The sequence below is a fragment of the Psychroflexus montanilacus genome (assembly GCF_020164535.1).
Classification (GTDB): domain Bacteria; phylum Bacteroidota; class Bacteroidia; order Flavobacteriales; family Flavobacteriaceae; genus Psychroflexus; species Psychroflexus montanilacus.
The window spans coordinates 386,054-402,381 of sequence record NZ_JAIQZC010000001.1 but is presented as its reverse complement, the minus strand read 5'-3'; the positions used below and the strand labels follow the sequence as shown (position 1 = coordinate 402,381).

15 protein-coding genes are annotated in these 16,328 nt (G+C 39.2%); 11 read left to right on the top strand and 4 right to left on the bottom strand.

Going from position 1 to position 16,328, the window contains the following annotated elements; genetic code table 11:
• The 11 genes from ilvN to argH all read left to right on the top strand — a co-directional run bounded on the left by ilvN (position 1) and on the right by argH (position 11,758).
• Entirely contained in the window at positions 1–528 is a 528-nt protein-coding gene (ilvN, locus tag LB454_RS01925) for an acetolactate synthase small subunit (RefSeq protein WP_224462624.1), read from the top strand.
• A gap of 11 nt (positions 529–539) precedes the next feature.
• Positions 540–2,036, top strand: a complete 1,497-nt coding sequence (gene ilvC, locus LB454_RS01920) for a ketol-acid reductoisomerase (protein WP_224462623.1) — start codon at positions 540–542, stop codon at positions 2,034–2,036.
• On the top strand, positions 2,036–3,301 hold the full coding sequence (gene ilvA / locus LB454_RS01915) for a threonine ammonia-lyase IlvA (RefSeq protein ID WP_224462622.1): 1,266 nt from the start codon (positions 2,036–2,038) through the stop codon (positions 3,299–3,301). The genes ilvC and ilvA overlap by 1 nt, the downstream gene beginning before the upstream one ends.
• Positions 3,302–3,667: 366 nt before the next feature.
• Entirely contained in the window at positions 3,668–4,291 is a 624-nt protein-coding gene (locus LB454_RS01910) for a GNAT family N-acetyltransferase (RefSeq protein WP_224462621.1), read from the top strand.
• On the top strand, positions 4,288–5,472 hold the full coding sequence (gene argG, locus LB454_RS01905) for an argininosuccinate synthase (protein ID WP_224462620.1): 1,185 nt from the start codon (positions 4,288–4,290) through the stop codon (positions 5,470–5,472). Before LB454_RS01910 ends, argG begins: the two co-directional genes overlap by 4 nt.
• The gene (gene argC / locus LB454_RS01900; RefSeq protein ID WP_224462619.1) at positions 5,469–6,446 is read left to right on the top strand and encodes an N-acetyl-gamma-glutamyl-phosphate reductase; all 978 of its coding nucleotides are present in this window, start codon (positions 5,469–5,471) and stop codon (positions 6,444–6,446) included. Before argG ends, argC begins: the two co-directional genes overlap by 4 nt.
• Before the next feature lie 25 nt (positions 6,447–6,471).
• The gene (locus LB454_RS01895) at positions 6,472–7,620 is read left to right on the top strand and encodes an aspartate aminotransferase family protein (protein WP_224462618.1); all 1,149 of its coding nucleotides are present in this window, start codon (positions 6,472–6,474) and stop codon (positions 7,618–7,620) included.
• A 10-nt stretch (positions 7,621–7,630) separates the two neighbouring features.
• Positions 7,631–8,575, top strand: coding sequence for a Rossmann-fold NAD(P)-binding domain-containing protein (locus LB454_RS01890; RefSeq protein WP_224462617.1), 945 nt, complete (start codon positions 7,631–7,633; stop codon positions 8,573–8,575).
• Positions 8,576–9,352: an acetylglutamate kinase gene (argB, locus tag LB454_RS01885; RefSeq protein WP_224462616.1), complete on the top strand. Its 777-nt coding sequence runs from the start codon at positions 8,576–8,578 to the stop codon at positions 9,350–9,352.
• Positions 9,349–10,410 carry a M20 family metallo-hydrolase gene (locus tag LB454_RS01880; protein WP_224462615.1) on the top strand — a complete coding sequence of 354 codons (1,062 nt, stop codon included), beginning with the start codon at positions 9,349–9,351 and terminating at the stop codon, positions 10,408–10,410. Before argB ends, LB454_RS01880 begins: the two co-directional genes overlap by 4 nt.
• Before the next feature lie 73 nt (positions 10,411–10,483).
• Complete coding sequence (argH, locus tag LB454_RS01875; RefSeq protein WP_224462614.1) at positions 10,484–11,758, top strand: argininosuccinate lyase; 1,275 nt, start codon at positions 10,484–10,486, stop codon at positions 11,756–11,758.
• Positions 11,759–11,817: 59 nt separating this feature from the next.
• Here the strand turns inward: argH and leuB are convergent, their stop codons facing one another.
• The 4 genes from leuB to LB454_RS01855 form a co-directional block, all read right to left on the bottom strand.
• Positions 11,818–12,933: a 3-isopropylmalate dehydrogenase gene (gene leuB, locus LB454_RS01870; protein WP_224462613.1), complete on the bottom strand. Its 1,116-nt coding sequence runs from the start codon at positions 12,931–12,933 to the stop codon at positions 11,818–11,820.
• Between the two features lie 146 nt (positions 12,934–13,079).
• Positions 13,080–13,685 carry a 3-isopropylmalate dehydratase small subunit gene (gene leuD, locus LB454_RS01865; RefSeq protein ID WP_224462612.1) on the bottom strand — a complete coding sequence of 202 codons (606 nt, stop codon included), beginning with the start codon at positions 13,683–13,685 and terminating at the stop codon, positions 13,080–13,082.
• A gap of 1 nt (position 13,686) precedes the next feature.
• Positions 13,687–15,069 carry a 3-isopropylmalate dehydratase large subunit gene (leuC, locus tag LB454_RS01860; protein WP_224462611.1) on the bottom strand — a complete coding sequence of 461 codons (1,383 nt, stop codon included), beginning with the start codon at positions 15,067–15,069 and terminating at the stop codon, positions 13,687–13,689.
• A gap of 9 nt (positions 15,070–15,078) precedes the next feature.
• Positions 15,079–16,254, bottom strand: a complete 1,176-nt coding sequence (locus LB454_RS01855) for a 2-isopropylmalate synthase (protein ID WP_224462610.1) — start codon at positions 16,252–16,254, stop codon at positions 15,079–15,081.
• Positions 16,255–16,328: the final 74 nt, after the last annotated feature.

The following is a 16,328-nucleotide window of genomic DNA, read 5'->3' as shown; positions in this document are numbered from 1 at the left end:
ATGGAAGAAAACAAAATCTACACCGTTTCTATTTATACTGAAAACAATATTGGATTGCTTAATCGTATTTCGGCAATTTTTCAGAAGAGACACATCAATATTGAAAGTATCAATTCTTCAGTTTCTGAAATTGAAAACATTTCAAAATGGACTATTGTTGTTCAATTAACAGAAGACCGAATGAAGAAAATCATAGGTCAGATTGAAAAGCAAGTTGAAGTCATTAAAGCCTATTATCACAAAGAAGATGAAATCATCTATCAGGAGTCTTGTCTGTTTAAGATAAAATCTGAATTGCTTTTTGAAGAGCGACAAATTCAAAATATAATCAAAGAAAGCAACGCGAATATTGTGACCGTCAATAAAGAGTTTTTTGTACTGGAAAAATCAGGCAGGGCCGAAGAAATTGAATTGTTACACAGAGAGCTAAAAGTTTTTGGCATTATGCAGCTCACCAGATCAGGGCGTATTGCCGTTACTAAAGATGAAATGAAAATAAGTAAAATGCTGGAAGCATTTTCAAATTAACCTCATATAATATGTCAAATTATTTTAACACACTTTCACTAAGACAACAATTAGAGCAACTAGGTAAATGTAGATTTATGCATTCTTCAGAATTTGAAGAGGGCGTAAAAGTACTGGAAGGAAAGAAAATTGTGATTATTGGTTGTGGAGCTCAGGGACTCAACCAGGGGTTGAACATGAGAGATTCGGGTTTAGATATTTCTTATGCTTTGCGCCAGGCAGCGATTGATGAACAGCGGGAGTCTTTTAAAAATGCTACAGAAAATCATTTTGAAGTGGGAACTTATGAAGAATTAGTACCTGAAGCAGATTTGGTTTTAAATCTTACCCCAGATAAACAGCATTCTAACGTGATCAATTCGGTGATGCCACACATGAAGAAAGGCTCCACCTTGAGCTATTCTCATGGTTTCAATATCGTAGAAGAAGGCATGAAGATACGTGAAGATATCACCGTCATTATGGTAGCACCAAAGTGTCCTGGAACTGAAGTTCGTGAGGAATACAAACGAGGATTTGGTGTACCAACGCTTATTGCAGTGCACCCGGAAAACGATCCTGAAGGCATAGGTCTGGAGCAGGCCAAAGCCTATGCAGTGGCGACTGGCGGACATAGGGCAGGAGTGCTGGAATCTTCATTTATTGCTGAGGTAAAAAGTGATTTGATGGGAGAACAAACCATTCTGTGTGGATTACTGCAAACTGGCGCGATTTTATCTTTTGATAAGATGGTAGAAGAAAATGTAGATCCTGGTTATGCGGCAAAACTGATTCAATATGGTTGGGAAACCATTACTGAAGCTTTAAAACACGGCGGGATTACCAATATGATGGATAGATTGTCGAATCCGTCAAAAATTAAGGCTCACCAATTATCTGAAGAATTGAAAACCATATTACGGCCTTTATTTGAGAAGCATATGGACGACATTATATCTGGTCATTTTTCTAAAACCATGATGGAAGACTGGGCTAATGATGACAAAGATTTACATAGATGGCGTGCAGAAACCGGTAAAACGGCTTTCGAAAAAACTGAATTAACGTCTGAGGAACTAAGCGAACAGGAGTATTTTGATCATGCGGTTTTACTTGTAGCTTTTGTGAAGTCTGGCGTTGAACTGGCTTTTGAAACCATGATAAATGCTGGTATCATTGAAGATTCTGCTTATTATGAATCTTTGCATGAGTTACCTCTAATCGCTAATACTATTGCCAGAAAGAAGTTATTTGAAATGAATCGTGTGATTTCAGATACTGCAGAATATGGCTGTTATTTATTTGACCACGCGGCAAAACCTTTATTAAAGGATTTTATGGTAACAGTAGACACCTCAGTCATAGGAAAAGCCTATTCAGAAGGAAATCAGGTTGATAATGTAGAACTTATTGAGGTAAACGCTCAAATACGAAGTCATCCTATAGAACAGGTTGGAAAGCGTTTGAGAACTGCTATGATTGCAATGAAAGCGGTGAAGTCTGAAGAGAAAGAAAAAGTAGTGCTGTAATGGAAATAAAAACCACATACCTTCCAGAACTCAAAGATGTAAAAGTGGCTGCAGAAAACCTTAAAGGGGTGTCAATAGTGACTCCTTTGAGTTATAATATGAGATATTCTATGCAATACGAGGCTAAAGTTTATTTCAAGAGAGAAGATTTACAACAAGTAAGATCTTATAAAATTCGCGGTGCCTTCAATAAAATGTCTTCGCTTAATCAAGAAGAATCCACCAGAGGTATTGTTTGTGCCAGTGCTGGAAATCATGCGCAAGGTGTTGCTATATCCTGCAAATTGCTTAAAATAAAAGGCAGCATTTTTATGCCGTCTCCAACGCCTAACCAGAAGATTGAACAGGTGAAGATGTTTGGTGAGGACTTTATAGACATTGTGTTAGTTGGGGATAGTTTTGATGATGCGTATGCGGCGGCGATGAAGCAATGCAAGGAAGAGAACAATGTGTTTATCCACCCTTTCAACGATCCTAAAGTCATTGAAGGTCAGGCGACAGTTGGTTTGGAAATTTTGGATCAAATAGGACAAGACAGCATCGATTATGTGTTTCTACCAGTAGGCGGAGGTGGTCTGGCTTCTGGTTTATCCCAAATGTTTAAACTTTTATCTCCAAACACCAAAATCATAGGTGTAGAGCCAAAAGGGGCGCCATCCATGTCGAATTCAATTCTAAATGATAAAAACATCGAACTTGGTAAAATTGAAAATTTTGTCGATGGAGCTGCAGTGAAAAGAGTTGGAGACCTCACCTTTTCGATTGCTAAAGAGAATTTACATGACATGATCACAGTGGATGAAGGACATATTTGTCAGACGATTTTGGATTTATACAACAAGGAAGCCATCGTTGCAGAACCTGCAGCCGCTTTAAGTATTGCGGCGCTTGAGCATTATGCTGAAGAAATAAAAGGTAAAACGGCGGTATGCATTATCAGTGGGAGTAATAATGACATTACCAGAACAGCTGAAATTAAAGAGCGGGCTATGCTTTATGCAGATCTAAAGCATTATTTTATTGTCAAGTTTCCTCAACGTGCCGGAGCTTTGAGAGAATTTGTCGCTGAGATTTTAGGTCCCCAAGACGACATTACTTATTTTCAATACACCAAGAAAACCAATCGAGAAAATGGCGCTGCTGTGGTCGGCTTAGAATTGAAATCCAAGTTAGATTTTGAACCTCTGGTCAAACGCATGAAAGACAATAAGTTTTATGGAGATTACTTAAATAACAAACCTGATTTGTTTCAATTTTTAGTGTGATCAATTTTTTTCAACAAATAATTGATATTAAATAGGTTGTGTAAATAATTAATTTATATTTGATGTATGATTACTCAACAAAATAAAAACGTTTTCGATATTCCCAGCTTAGGGAATCGCCGCCGCCGCTAATCTTATGAATTAGATAGCTTTAGGTATTAACATTTTTATTTTTCTCAATTTTGATCACAGCAAGTCCTTTTTTCTATAACATTTCAAATTTTATCGATTTTTCAATTGATAAGATCTATCGCAAGGCATACTTCCGTCGCCCTTAGGGGCATATTCATTCTACAGAACTTAGATGTGTTCGGTTCTACTTTCAACATAAAATTCAAATTCTTTTCAAATTAAAAATTCAATACAATGAAAATTGTAATTGCTAATTCTATGCATACAGTGTATGCAGACCTTATTTGTGACACGATTGAAGAAGCTTCAAAAATAAGAGGGACAGGCATTGCTAAACGCCAGCCTAGATATATTATTTCCAAACTCGAACATGGAAATGCTGTGATCGCTTTGGATGGTGAAAAGTTCGCTGGATTCTGCTATATCGAAGCCTGGAGTCATGGCAAATTTGTTGCGAATTCTGGTCTCATTGTTCATCCCGACTATAGAGGTCAGGGGTTGGCAAAGCAAATTAAGGCCAAAATATTTGCGCATTCCAGAGCCAAGTACCCGGGGGCTAAAATCTTTAGCATCACCACAGGTCTGGCGGTGATGAAAATGAATAGCGACTTAGGCTACCGACCGGTCACTTTTTCAGAATTGACAGAGGATCAGTCCTTTTGGGATGGTTGCCAATCTTGTAAAAATTACGATGTTCTTCAGCGCACTGAAAGGAAGATGTGTTTCTGTACAGGGATGATTTATGATCCTCGCGCCAAGCATCCACCAGATTCCAAAAAGCATACTATCAGTAAAAAAAGTTGGGAACGACTTAAAAAGATAAAGCATTCAATTTTCTCCAAAACAAACAAAAAATGAAAAAATTAGTTTTAGCATATAGCGGAGGGCTGGACACTTCATACTGTGCCACAAGTTTATCGCAAGAAGGTTACGAAGTTCATGCGGTATCTGTAGATACAGGTGGTTTCTCAAAAGAGGAGCTGCAGGAGATCGAAAAAAACGCCTTCAAAATGGGGGTGACTTCCTATCATACGATCAAAGCTACCGATTCCTATTATCAAAAGGTCATCAAATATCTCATTTTCGGTAATGTTCTAAAAAACAATACTTACCCCTTATCGGTAAGCGCTGAGCGAATTATTCAGGCGCTTGAACTTATTAAATACGCTAAAAACATCAATGCCAAATTTATTGCTCATGGCAGTACTGGTGCAGGAAACGATCAGGTAAGATTTGATATGATTTTTCAGATTCTGGCTCCAGATATTCAAATTATTACTCCCATCCGTGATCAAAAACTAACCAGAAAAGAAGAAATCGAATATTTAAAATTCAACGGAATTGATTTATCCTGGGAGAAATCTAAATATTCGGTGAATAAAGGACTTTGGGGAACCAGTGTGGGTGGAGATGAAACTTTGACCTCTCATCAGGCTTTACCTGAAGAAGCTTACCCCTCACAACTTCAAAAAAGTGAACCAGAACAACTTAAGTTAAGTTTTAAATCTGGGGAATTAACTGCTGTCAACGGACAGAAAAATGATGCTGTATCTCTTATCAAACAAATCAGTGAAATGGCTTCAGCTTTTGCCATCGGTCGAGATATTCATGTTGGTGATACTATCGTAGGACTAAAGGGTAGAGTGGGTTTTGAAGCTAGTGCGGCTTTAATTCTCATCAAAGCGCATCACTTACTGGAGAAACACACCTTAACCAAATGGCAGCTTCAGCATAAAGATTTTCTATCGAGTTACTATGGTATGCATTTGCATGAAGGCCACTATCTGGACCCTGTGATGAGAGATATCGAAGCTTTTTTAGAAAGTAGTCAGACAAAGGTTTCAGGAGAGGTTTACGTTACTTTGAAACCTTACCGATTTGAACTAGAAGGAATTGCATCTGAAAATGATCTGATAAGCTCTAAGTTTGGAAGTTACGGTGAATATAATTCTGCCTGGTCGGCAGAAGAAGCCAAAGGCTTTATTAAAATTTTAGCGAATTCTCAAAAAATCTATCAACAAACAAATTCAGACTCATGATCAAAGTTGGAATCATAGGAGGCGCTGGTTATACTGCTGGAGAACTAATTCGACTCTTGTTGAATCATGCTCAGGTAGAAATCGATTTTGTTTTTAGCACCTCTCAGTCAGGCTCAAAGGTGAGTAAAATTCATCAGGATTTAGTTGGAGCTACTCCACTTCAATTTTCATCTGATATCAACTCAGAAGTGGATGTCGTGTTTTTGTGTCTGGGACATGGAAATTCCAAAGCTTTTTCAGAAAAGCATCAGTTTTCTAAAACGACCAAAATCATTGACTTAAGCAATGATTTTAGACTCAAAACCGATAGCAAATTTCAAGGCAAAACCTTTGTTTACGGACTTCCAGAATTGAATAAAGTAGCTATCAAATCCGCTCAATACATTGCCAATCCAGGCTGTTTTGCAACGGCGATTCAGTTGTCACTTTTACCACTGGCCAAAGAAAATCTATTAGAAGATGATGTGCATGTTAATGCCGTTACTGGAGCCACAGGAGCCGGAACAACACCCTCATCCACAACTCATTTTGCCTGGAGAGACACTAATTTTTCTTCTTACAAAGTGTTTTCTCATCAGCATTTAGGCGAAATTTCAGAATCGGTAAAAGGACTGCAACCCGATTTTGAAAAAGACATCAATTTCATTCCAAATCGAGGAAATTTCTCACGCGGAATTTTCGCCTCAACCTATACCTCTTTTGATGGAACTCTGGAAGAGGCCGAGAAGCTGTATAGAGATTTTTATACTGAAGCTTTGTTCACCACAATTGCTGAAGATGAATTACACCTAAAGCAGGTGGTCAATACCAATCATTGTTTTCTTCACCTTCTAAAGCACAAAGACAAATTATTAATTACCGGCGTTCTGGATAATTTACTGAAAGGTGCTTCAGGACAGGCTGTTCAAAATATGAATCTCATGTTTGGAATAGATGAAAGTGAAGGCTTAAAACTTAAAGCGAATTATTTCTAGATGACAACTCAAAAAAACTAAAATCATGAGCCTATTCGATGTCTATCCTTTATTTGATATTACTCCAAAACATGCAAAGGATATGTATGTATATGATGAAAACGAAACGCCGTATTTAGATCTTTATGGTGGTCATGCTGTGATTTCCATAGGACATTCTCATCCGGCATATGTGAAAGCCATAACAAGTCAAGTCTCTAAAATGGGTTTTTACAGCAATGCGATTCAGAATCCTTTGCAGGTCAAACTAGCTGATAAACTCGGCCAACTTTCATCCTGCAAAGACTACCAGCTGTTTTTGTGCAGTTCTGGTGCGGAAGCCAACGAAAATGCGCTAAAGTTAGCCTCGTTTCACAATCAAAAATCCAGAATATTAGCCTTTAAAAATTCATTTCACGGTAGAACTTCAGCGGCAGTGGCGGCAACCGATAACCCTAAAATCGTTTCGCCATTAAATGCTCAGCAGAACGTTGATTTCGTTGAGCTTGGAGATTTGGAAGTTGTAGAAAAGGTGTTAGCAAAAAATGAGACCTGTGCGGTTATTATAGAATGCATTCAGGGCGTTGGTGGTTTGGATCAAAGCACGACAGCATTTTATCAGGGTTTGGAACACCTTTGTAAGACTCACAATACGGTCTTAATTGCCGATGAGGTGCAGTCTGGATTTGGCAGGTCTGGAGATTTTTTTGCGTTTCAGAAACACGGCATCACCCCAGATGTAATTTCGATGGCCAAAGGCATGGGCAACGGATTTCCTGTGGGCGGGATCCTCATTCATCCCCATATCAAAGTCTCTTTTGGTTTGCTCGGCACTACCTTTGGTGGAAATCATCTGGCTTGCGTGGCGGCTTTAGCGGTTCTTGAGGTTTTAGAAAAGGAGAAGTTGATGGAGAATGTCAAAGTCAGATACCAGAGTTTTTTAAAGCAGGCTGAATCTGTTTCAGAACTAAAAATCATTAAAGGTCGTGGATTGATGCTGGGTCTGGAGTTTGATTTTCCTGTAGCTGAACTGAGAAAAAACCTGTTATACAACCAGCATATTTTTACGGGAAGTTCCAAGAACCTCAACTTAATTAGGATTTTACCGCCCCTAAGCATTCAGGATAAACACTGGGAGGTGTTTTTTAAAGCACTTGAAATAGAGTTAGAAAACTTTAAACACACCAGCATTTAAATTTATGATTATGAAAAATTATACAAGCATTTCAGAACTATACAATCTTGAAGAAACCATTCAAAAAGCGATTCAATTGAAAAAGAATCCTCTTCAGAATTCAGAACTGGGAAAACACAAAACCTTGGTGATGTTGTTTTTCAATGCAAGTTTAAGGACGCGCTTAAGTACTGAAAAAGCTGCTCGTAACCTTGGCATGCATGTGAGTATTTTGAATGTTAATGAAGCCTGGCAACTGGAATTTGAAGATGGAACGAAAATGAATACCAATACCTCTGAACACATCAAGGAAGCCGCTAGAATTATTTCATTATATGCTGATATTATTGCTGTAAGAGCTTTTCCAAGCCTTAAAAATAAGCAACTCGATGAGTCTGAACAGGTACTGAACAGCTTTATGAAGTATGCCACTGTTCCAATCCTAAATATGGAAAGTGCAACAGGTCACCCTCTCCAAGCGCTAGCAGATGCACTAACAATTACTGAACACAAATTAACTAAAAAACCAAAAGTAGTTTTGTCCTGGGCACCCCATTCCAAAGCGCTTCCACAGTCAGTTGCTAATTCTTTTGTTGAAATGATGCAGTTTATGGAGGCTGATTTCAGCATTACACATCCTAAAGGCTATGAACTGAATCCAAAACTTACTAAACAAACAGAAATCATATACAATCAAGAGCAAGCTTTAGAAAACGCTGATTTTGTTTACGTCAAAAATTGGAGTACTTACGATCCTTACGGACAGATTTTAAGTCAGGATGAAACCTGGATGATGACAAAGGCTAAACTTGGTAATGCTAAGTTTATGCATTGTTTGCCGGTGAGACGAAATGTCGTGGCCACCGATGAAGTCTTGGACCATGAAAATTCATTGATTATTGAGCAAGCCAACAATCGGACTTTTGCGGCTCAGGCTGTGCTTGAGGATATATTACAAGACCTAAAATCTAGCTAAATGCAGACACTCAAAATCATAAAGATAGGTGGACAAATCATAGAGGATAAAAAGGCCTTAAAAAGTTTTTTGAAGGATTTTTCTGAATTAAAAGGACCTAAAATACTAATTCACGGCGGAGGTCTTGAAGCTTCCAAATTCTCTGAGCGCCTAAGTATTAAAGTTAGTAAAATTGATGGCAGACGCATCACCGATGCTGAAACTTTAGAGGTGACTGTAATGACTTACGCTGGACTTATCAATAAAAACATAGTCGCACGATTGCAGGGTTTCGATTGTAATGCTTTAGGGTTTACTGGTGCCGATGCGAATACCATCCTTTCCGAAAAAAGAGCTACTTCTCCAATTGATTTTGGATTTGTAGGTGATATTGTTCAGGTAAATACTAAAGTTTTAGAAACATTGATGAACGAAAAAGTAACTCCTGTATTCTGTGCCATCACTCATGACAAAAAGGGCCAATTGCTAAACACCAACGCAGATACTTTGGCTTCAGAATTGGCCATAGCCTTTTCTAAAATCTATAATACTGAATTGTATTTCTGCTTTGAAAAAAATGGAGTTTTAACTGATGTCACCGATGAAAATTCGGTTGTAAAAGAACTAAATTATGGTTCTTATCAACATTTACTCAAAGAAGGAAAAGTTGCCGATGGCATGATACCAAAGTTAGATAACTGCTTTAGAGCTATAGACCATAAGGTTTCCAAAGTATGTATCGGAACCTCTGAACTGATCAAAAATTCCTTAGTAACACATACAAAAATTATAAAATGATAGATCAACTTCAAAAGGATGCACTTTCACTGTTGAAAGTATTGATAGAAACCCAGTCGTTTTCTTCAGAAGAAGACCAGACGGCTAAACATATCGAAAATTGGTTGAAGCAACTCCATATTCCATTCAATCGACAAAACAACAATGTTTGGGCGATCAATAAATATTTTGATGAGTCAAAACCAACCCTCTTGCTCAACTCCCATCACGATACCGTTCAGCCCAATAAGGGCTACACCAAAGATCCGTTTAGAGCGATAGAGGAAGACGGTAAATTATTTGGTTTGGGCAGTAATGATGCTGGTGGATGTTTGGTGTCATTGCTAGCGACCTTCGTTTATTTCTATGCCAGGGAAAACCTGAATTATAATTTAGTTTTAGTCGCCTCGGGAGAGGAAGAAAGCAGCGGTCCAAACGGACTCAGAAGTATGTTGTCAACTATACCGAAAATTGATGTTGCCATCGTTGGAGAACCTACGCAAATGCAAATGGCTGTTGCAGAAAAAGGCCTTTTGGTCTTTGATGGAATAGTAAAAGGAACGCCGAGTCATGCTGCACATCCAAATTTAGATAATCCTATTTATAAAACGGCTTCCGTATTGAAGTGGTTTGAAGCATTTCAGTTGGAAAAGGTATCTGATGTACTTGGCCCAGTGAAAGTGACGCTGACGCAAATCAATGCAGGAGTCCAGCATAATGCGGTGCCTTCAGAAGTGAAGTTGGTGGTGGATGTGCGCGTCAATGAATGCTACAGCAATGAAGAAATTGTAGACATACTTCAGAAAAACTCGCCCTGCGATAGTTTGTTGCCAAGAAGCACACGACTGAATCCGTCGAGTATTCCTTTGGAGCATCCATTAGTGAAAGCGGGTTTAACCATCGGAATGAAAACGTATGGTTCGCCAACGCTCTCAGATCAAGCCTGTTTGTCTTGCCCTTCACTGAAGTTAGGGCCCGGCGATAGCAAACGATCCCATTCTGCAGATGAATTTATTTATTTGAAAGAAATCGAAAAAGGAATAAAAACTTACATAGAACTCTTAGAAAAGGTGTTGTAAATGCGAAGTTGAATTACAACCGATCAAAAGATGACAAAAACAAGGCAAAACTTTTGTCTTTAAACAAAATACTATGAAACTCTGGGACAAAGGAATAGACATCGATAAAAAGATAGAACAATTTACAGTCGGCAACGATCGTGAAATTGATATGCACATTGCTCAATATGACGTGATGGCTTCGCAAGCGCACGCCAAAATGTTAGAGAGCGTGGGTTTAATTTCTTCTGAAGAACTCCAACTTCTTTTGAAAGAATTTGAGGCGATGGAGCAGCAATTGGAGCAAGGGACATTCATAATTGATCCTCAGTTTGAAGACGTGCATTCCAAAATAGAGTTTGATCTCATCCAAAATCTAGGCGATGTAGGCAAGAAAATTCATACAGCTCGGTCGAGAAACGATCAGGTGTTGGTGGCTCTACATTTGTATTACAAAGAGCAGCTGCTGGAGATCAGATCCAAAGTCAGACAGTTTTTTGATACGCTACTTGCTCTAGCCGAAACGCATAAAGACCAAGTTTTGCCAGGTTATACCCATCTTCAGGTGGCTATGCCATCTTCCTTTGGACTTTGGTTTTCAGCTTACGCCGAACAACTCATAGACGATGTTCATGTTTTGGATGCAGCAATTAAGGTGGTAGATCAAAATCCGCTGGGTTCTGCTGCAGGCTATGGCAGTTCATTTCCCATCGATAGAGAATTTACCACCAAAGCACTTGGATTTTCAACGATGAAATACAATGTGGTTGCCGCGCAAATGAGCAGGGGGAAAAGTGAGCGTACGGTCGCTATGGCTTTAGGGAGTTTAAGCAATACCTTGTCACGATTTGCCATGGATATTTGTTTGTATATGAGTCAGAATTTTGATTTTATAGGCTTTCCGGATCAGCTGACCACCGGGAGTAGCATCATGCCACATAAGAAAAATCCAGATGTGTTTGAATTGATACGGGGGAAATGCAATAAAATCCAGGCTTTGCCTTCAGAAATGATTTTAATTACCAACAATCTGCCAAGTGGTTATCACCGCGATTATCAACTGCTGAAAGAAAATATGATGTCTGGCATTGAAAACATGACTTCTATCCTGGAAATTTTCAATTACTCCATCAATCAAATTCAAGTCAAATCTATAGAGGAAAGCGATCCCAAATACAAATTCATGTATTCTGTGGATAAAATAAATGCACTGGTAGAACAAGGCATCAGTTTTAGGGAAGCTTACCAACAAATTGGTCAGCAAATCAATGCAGGTAGTTATCAACCAGGGAGTACCAAAACTCATACACACGAAGGCAGTATGGGCAACCTGTGCTTAGACCAAATCAAAGCAAAATTTCCAAAATAAAACATCCGTCAGAAAAATTCTCTAACGGATATTGTTGTGTTAATAAAGTATGTTTAATCCTAAATGATGGTGGATTGACCAATATGAATATTAGAAAAATTATGATTAGAATCTGTTGGATTGCTAATATAATCAGCAATAAAATCACCTACTTTAGAAGTGGTGATGCGTTCGTGTTTCACCCCGAGATCTGGGGTGGTGATGCCAAGTTTTAAGGATTTTTCAACACCTTTTTTTATCGTTTCGGCTTCTTCAAAAAGTCCAAAATGCTCTAAAAGCATGGCAGCAGATAAAATGGCCGCGATAGGATTGGCAATTCCTTTTCCAGTAGCTTGAGGATAGGAGCCATGTATAGGTTCAAACAAGGCATGTTTTGACCCCACTGAAGCAGAAGGCAAAAGTCCTATAGATCCACCAATAACACTGGCTTCATCACTGATAATGTCACCAAACATATTTTCAGTTAAAATCACATCAAATTGTTTTGGGTTCAGGATCATCTGCATGGCAGCATTATCCACATACAGAAAATTCAAGTTGACTTCAGGATAGGACTTAGCGACTTCGGTTACGGTTTTTCGCCATAAACGGGAAGTGTCCAAAACATTGGCTTTATCAACCAATGTCACTTTGTTACGTCTTCCTTCAGCGGCTTTAAAGGCCAGATGAGCAATGCGTTCAATTTCTGGAGTAGAATATTCGCAAAGGTCAGAAGCATAACTGCCGTCTTCAGTCGTTTCTTTTTTTCCAAAGTAGATACCACCGGTCAATTCTCTGTAAATACTAATATCCACACCTTTAATGATAGGTGTTTTTAAAGGTGAAAAATCCAGCAAAGCTTCAAAAGCCTTTACAGGTCGAATGTTGGCAAATAGCCCCAGTTCTTTTCTCAATTTCAATAAACCTTGTTCTGGACGAACATTGCCCTCCGCATTATCATATTTTGGATCACCAATGGCGCCAAATAAAATGGCATCACTGTTTCGACACAAGTCCAAGGTTTCATCGGGCAGAGGAGATCCCGTTGTGTCTATAGCAATCGCGCCAACATCGGCTTGTTTAAAGGAAAATTGATGGTCAAATTCCAATGCAATAGCGTTCAATGCTTTCATGGCCTGCTCGGTCACTTCCGGACCGATCCCGTCTCCGGGCAATACTGCAATGTTTAGTTTCATGTGTAAAGAGTTATCAAATCCATATTCTATTTTGGGCGTTACCCCCAATCCTCACCCTAAAACTTTTGGTGAGGATTGGGGGTCGCGCTTTCACTACTCGCTTTTTTTCTTCAGTAAAAAGAAGAAAAAGAGCTCAAACAAACCGTTCAATCGCTAACGCGAGCTAATTCCCTTTGGTTCTCGAACAGTTCAATTTCAGCTCTTTTACTTAGTAAGAAATCAATATCATCATACCCGTTGATGAGACAGGTTTTCTTGTAATTATCAATTTCAAAATGTTCTTTATGATCTGAAGACTCCATAGTGATGCACTGGTCTTCAAGATTAACTTCAATGAGGCGTTTCGGCTGTTTTTTGACGGTATGCAATAGAACTTCTAAAAATTCAGGACTCACCTGAACCGGCAAAACTCCATTGTTAAGCGCGTTCCCTTTAAAAATATCAGCAAAAAAACTAGACACGATGACTTTAAAACCATAATCACTCAGTGCCCAGGCCGCATGCTCACGACTCGAACCACAACCAAAATTATGACCTGCAATCAGTATCTTTCCGCTGTAGCGATCATCATTTAAGACAAAATCTTTATTCACACTTCCATCTTTGTTGTACCTCCAGTCTTTGAAAAGATGTTCACCAAACCCTTCACGGTTGGTGGCTTTCAGAAATCTTGCCGGAATAATTTGATCCGTATCTACATTTTCAACAGGAAGAGAAACGGCTTGTGATTTGAGGCTTATAAATTTTTCCATGTTAGTTCAAATGTTTTGTAATGTCTACTATTTTTCCTTCTATAGCGGTTGCTGCTGCCAAAAGTGGACTCGCCAGAAGAGTTCTGGATCCTTGCCCTTGCCGACCTTCAAAATTTCTGTTGGAGGTAGAAACACAGTATTCTCCTGCGGGGATTTTGTCATCATTCATTGCCAGGCAAGCACTACATCCAGGTTGACGCAGTTCAAAGCCAGCTTCAGTAAAGATGGTTTTTAAGCCTTCGACTTCAATTTGTTGTTCTACCTGCTTGCTTCCAGGCACCAGCCAGGCGGTAACGTTATCAGCTTTTTGTTTTCCTTTGACGTATTCTGCAGCCACCCGAAAATCTTCAATTCTGGAGTTGGTACAACTTCCTATGAATACATAGTTGATAGGTTTATGAACAAGGGATTCACCCTTTTGAAAATCCATGTATTTCAAGGATTTTTCAAAAGACGCATCCTCTCGGGTTGGTATATGTCCAGATATTTTGATGCCCATGCCTGGATTCGTTCCAAAGGTGATCATGGGCTCAATATCTTCTGCATCAAATTCAAATTCCTTATCAAATTCAGCATTGACATCGGTGGGTAAACCTTTCCAATACTCCAGTTTTTGCTCCCATTCTTCACCTTTTGGGGCAAATTTCCGCCCTTCTACATAATCAAAAGTGGTTTGGTCTGGGGCAATCATGCCGCCTCGGGCTCCCATTTCTATACTCATATTACAAACGGTCATTCGGCCTTCCATAGACATGTTTTCAAAAACCTCTCCGGCATATTCACAAAAATAGCCTGTTCCTGCATTGGTGCCGATTTTTGAGATGATATATAAAATAACGTCTTTGGGCTGAACGCCTTTTTTTAAGGCGCCATTGACTGTAATTCGCATGCTTTTTGGCTTGGTCAATAACAGGCACTGACTGGCAAACACCTGTGCCACCTGGCTTGTGCCAATCCCAAAGGCAATGCTGCCAAATGCACCATGCGTAGACGTGTGAGAATCTCCACAAACTATTGACATACCAGGTTGGGTAATGCCTAGTTCTGGTGCCATGACATGAACAATACCGTTGTATTTATGTCCTAGTTGGTACAATTGAATTCCATTTTTTGCACAATTTTCCGACAATTGGGTCAGCTGCTTTCTGGATAATTCATCTTTGACAGGAAGATGCTGATCTACAGTAGGCGTATTATGATCTGCGGTAGCCACCACTTGCTTTGGTCTAAAAATAGGAACATTACGACGTTCCAATTCGTTAAATGCTTGTGGACTGGTCACTTCATGAATCAAATGCTTGTCAATATATAATATTTGCGGACCATTGGTGATGGTATGAACCACATGGGCATCCCAAACTTTATCAAATAGTGTTTTATTCATGGTATGGCTTTAAGCTGATTTGATTTCTCTATAGATTTTACTGGTTTCTATGATTTGATGAATATCGTTGTCATTTACTTCTTTGCATTTATCGGCAAAGTGTAAAAAATTAAGATAGACTTCGTCCAGTTGCAGTTTGGTCAAATCATAGCCTGCATTTTTGGCCTTGTAGGCTAAGGCAGCGCGACCACTTCTGGCGGTTAAAACAATGGCAGACTCTGTAACGCCAACATCTGCTGGGTCCATAATCTCATAGGTGTCTCGTCGTTTGATGACGCCATCCTGATGGATGCCAGAGCTGTGTGCAAAAGCATTGGCTCCTACAATAGCTTTGTTAGGCTGTGGAGAAATTCCCATGTGTTTTGAAATCAATTGACTGATTTCAAACAGATGTTTGGTATTGATGTTTGTGTCGAAGTTTAAATAAGGGTGTTGTTTCAAAATCATCACCACTTCTTCCAGAGCCGTATTACCAGCACGTTCTCCAATGCCGTTGATGGTACATTCCACCTGGCGAGCTCCATTGATAATAGCTTCTATGGAATTAGCCGTAGCCAGACCTAAATCGTTGTGGCAATGGCAGGAAATAATAGCCTTGTCTATATCTTTTACATGTTCCTTAAGGTATTTAATTTTTGCCCCGTATTCCTGTGGCAAACAATAACCGGTCGTATCCGGAATGTTGAGCACGGTTGCACCCGCTTTTATAGCGGCTTCACAAACTTTGGCCAGATACTCATTGTCAGTTCTGCCAGCATCTTCCGCATAAAATTCTACATCTTCTACAAAGGATTTGGCATACTTCACTGCTGCATAAGCACGCTCAATGATTTCTTCTCTGTTGGATTTGAATTTATATTTGATATGCGAGTCAGAAGTGCCGATTCCCGTATGGATTCTGGGCTTTTTAGCATAAGTAAGCGCTTCTGCAGCAACTTTAATGTCATTCTCAACCGCACGACTCAATCCGCAAACTTTGGCATTCTTCATCAGCTTTGAAATTTCAACAACAGATTGGAAATCGCCTGGACTGGAAACAGGGAAACCTGCTTCGATAACATCAACACCGAGTTCATCCAGCTTCCTCGCTAAAATCAATTTTTGTTCAGTATTCAGTTTGCATCCAGGTACCTGTTCTCCATCTCTTAGGGAAGTGTCAAAAATTTCAACTTTCTGATGTGACATATCAAATTTATTTATAAGTTTCACTTTCAAAACTATATATAGCTTAGATTTATGCCCAGCCCATTTTTAAACAC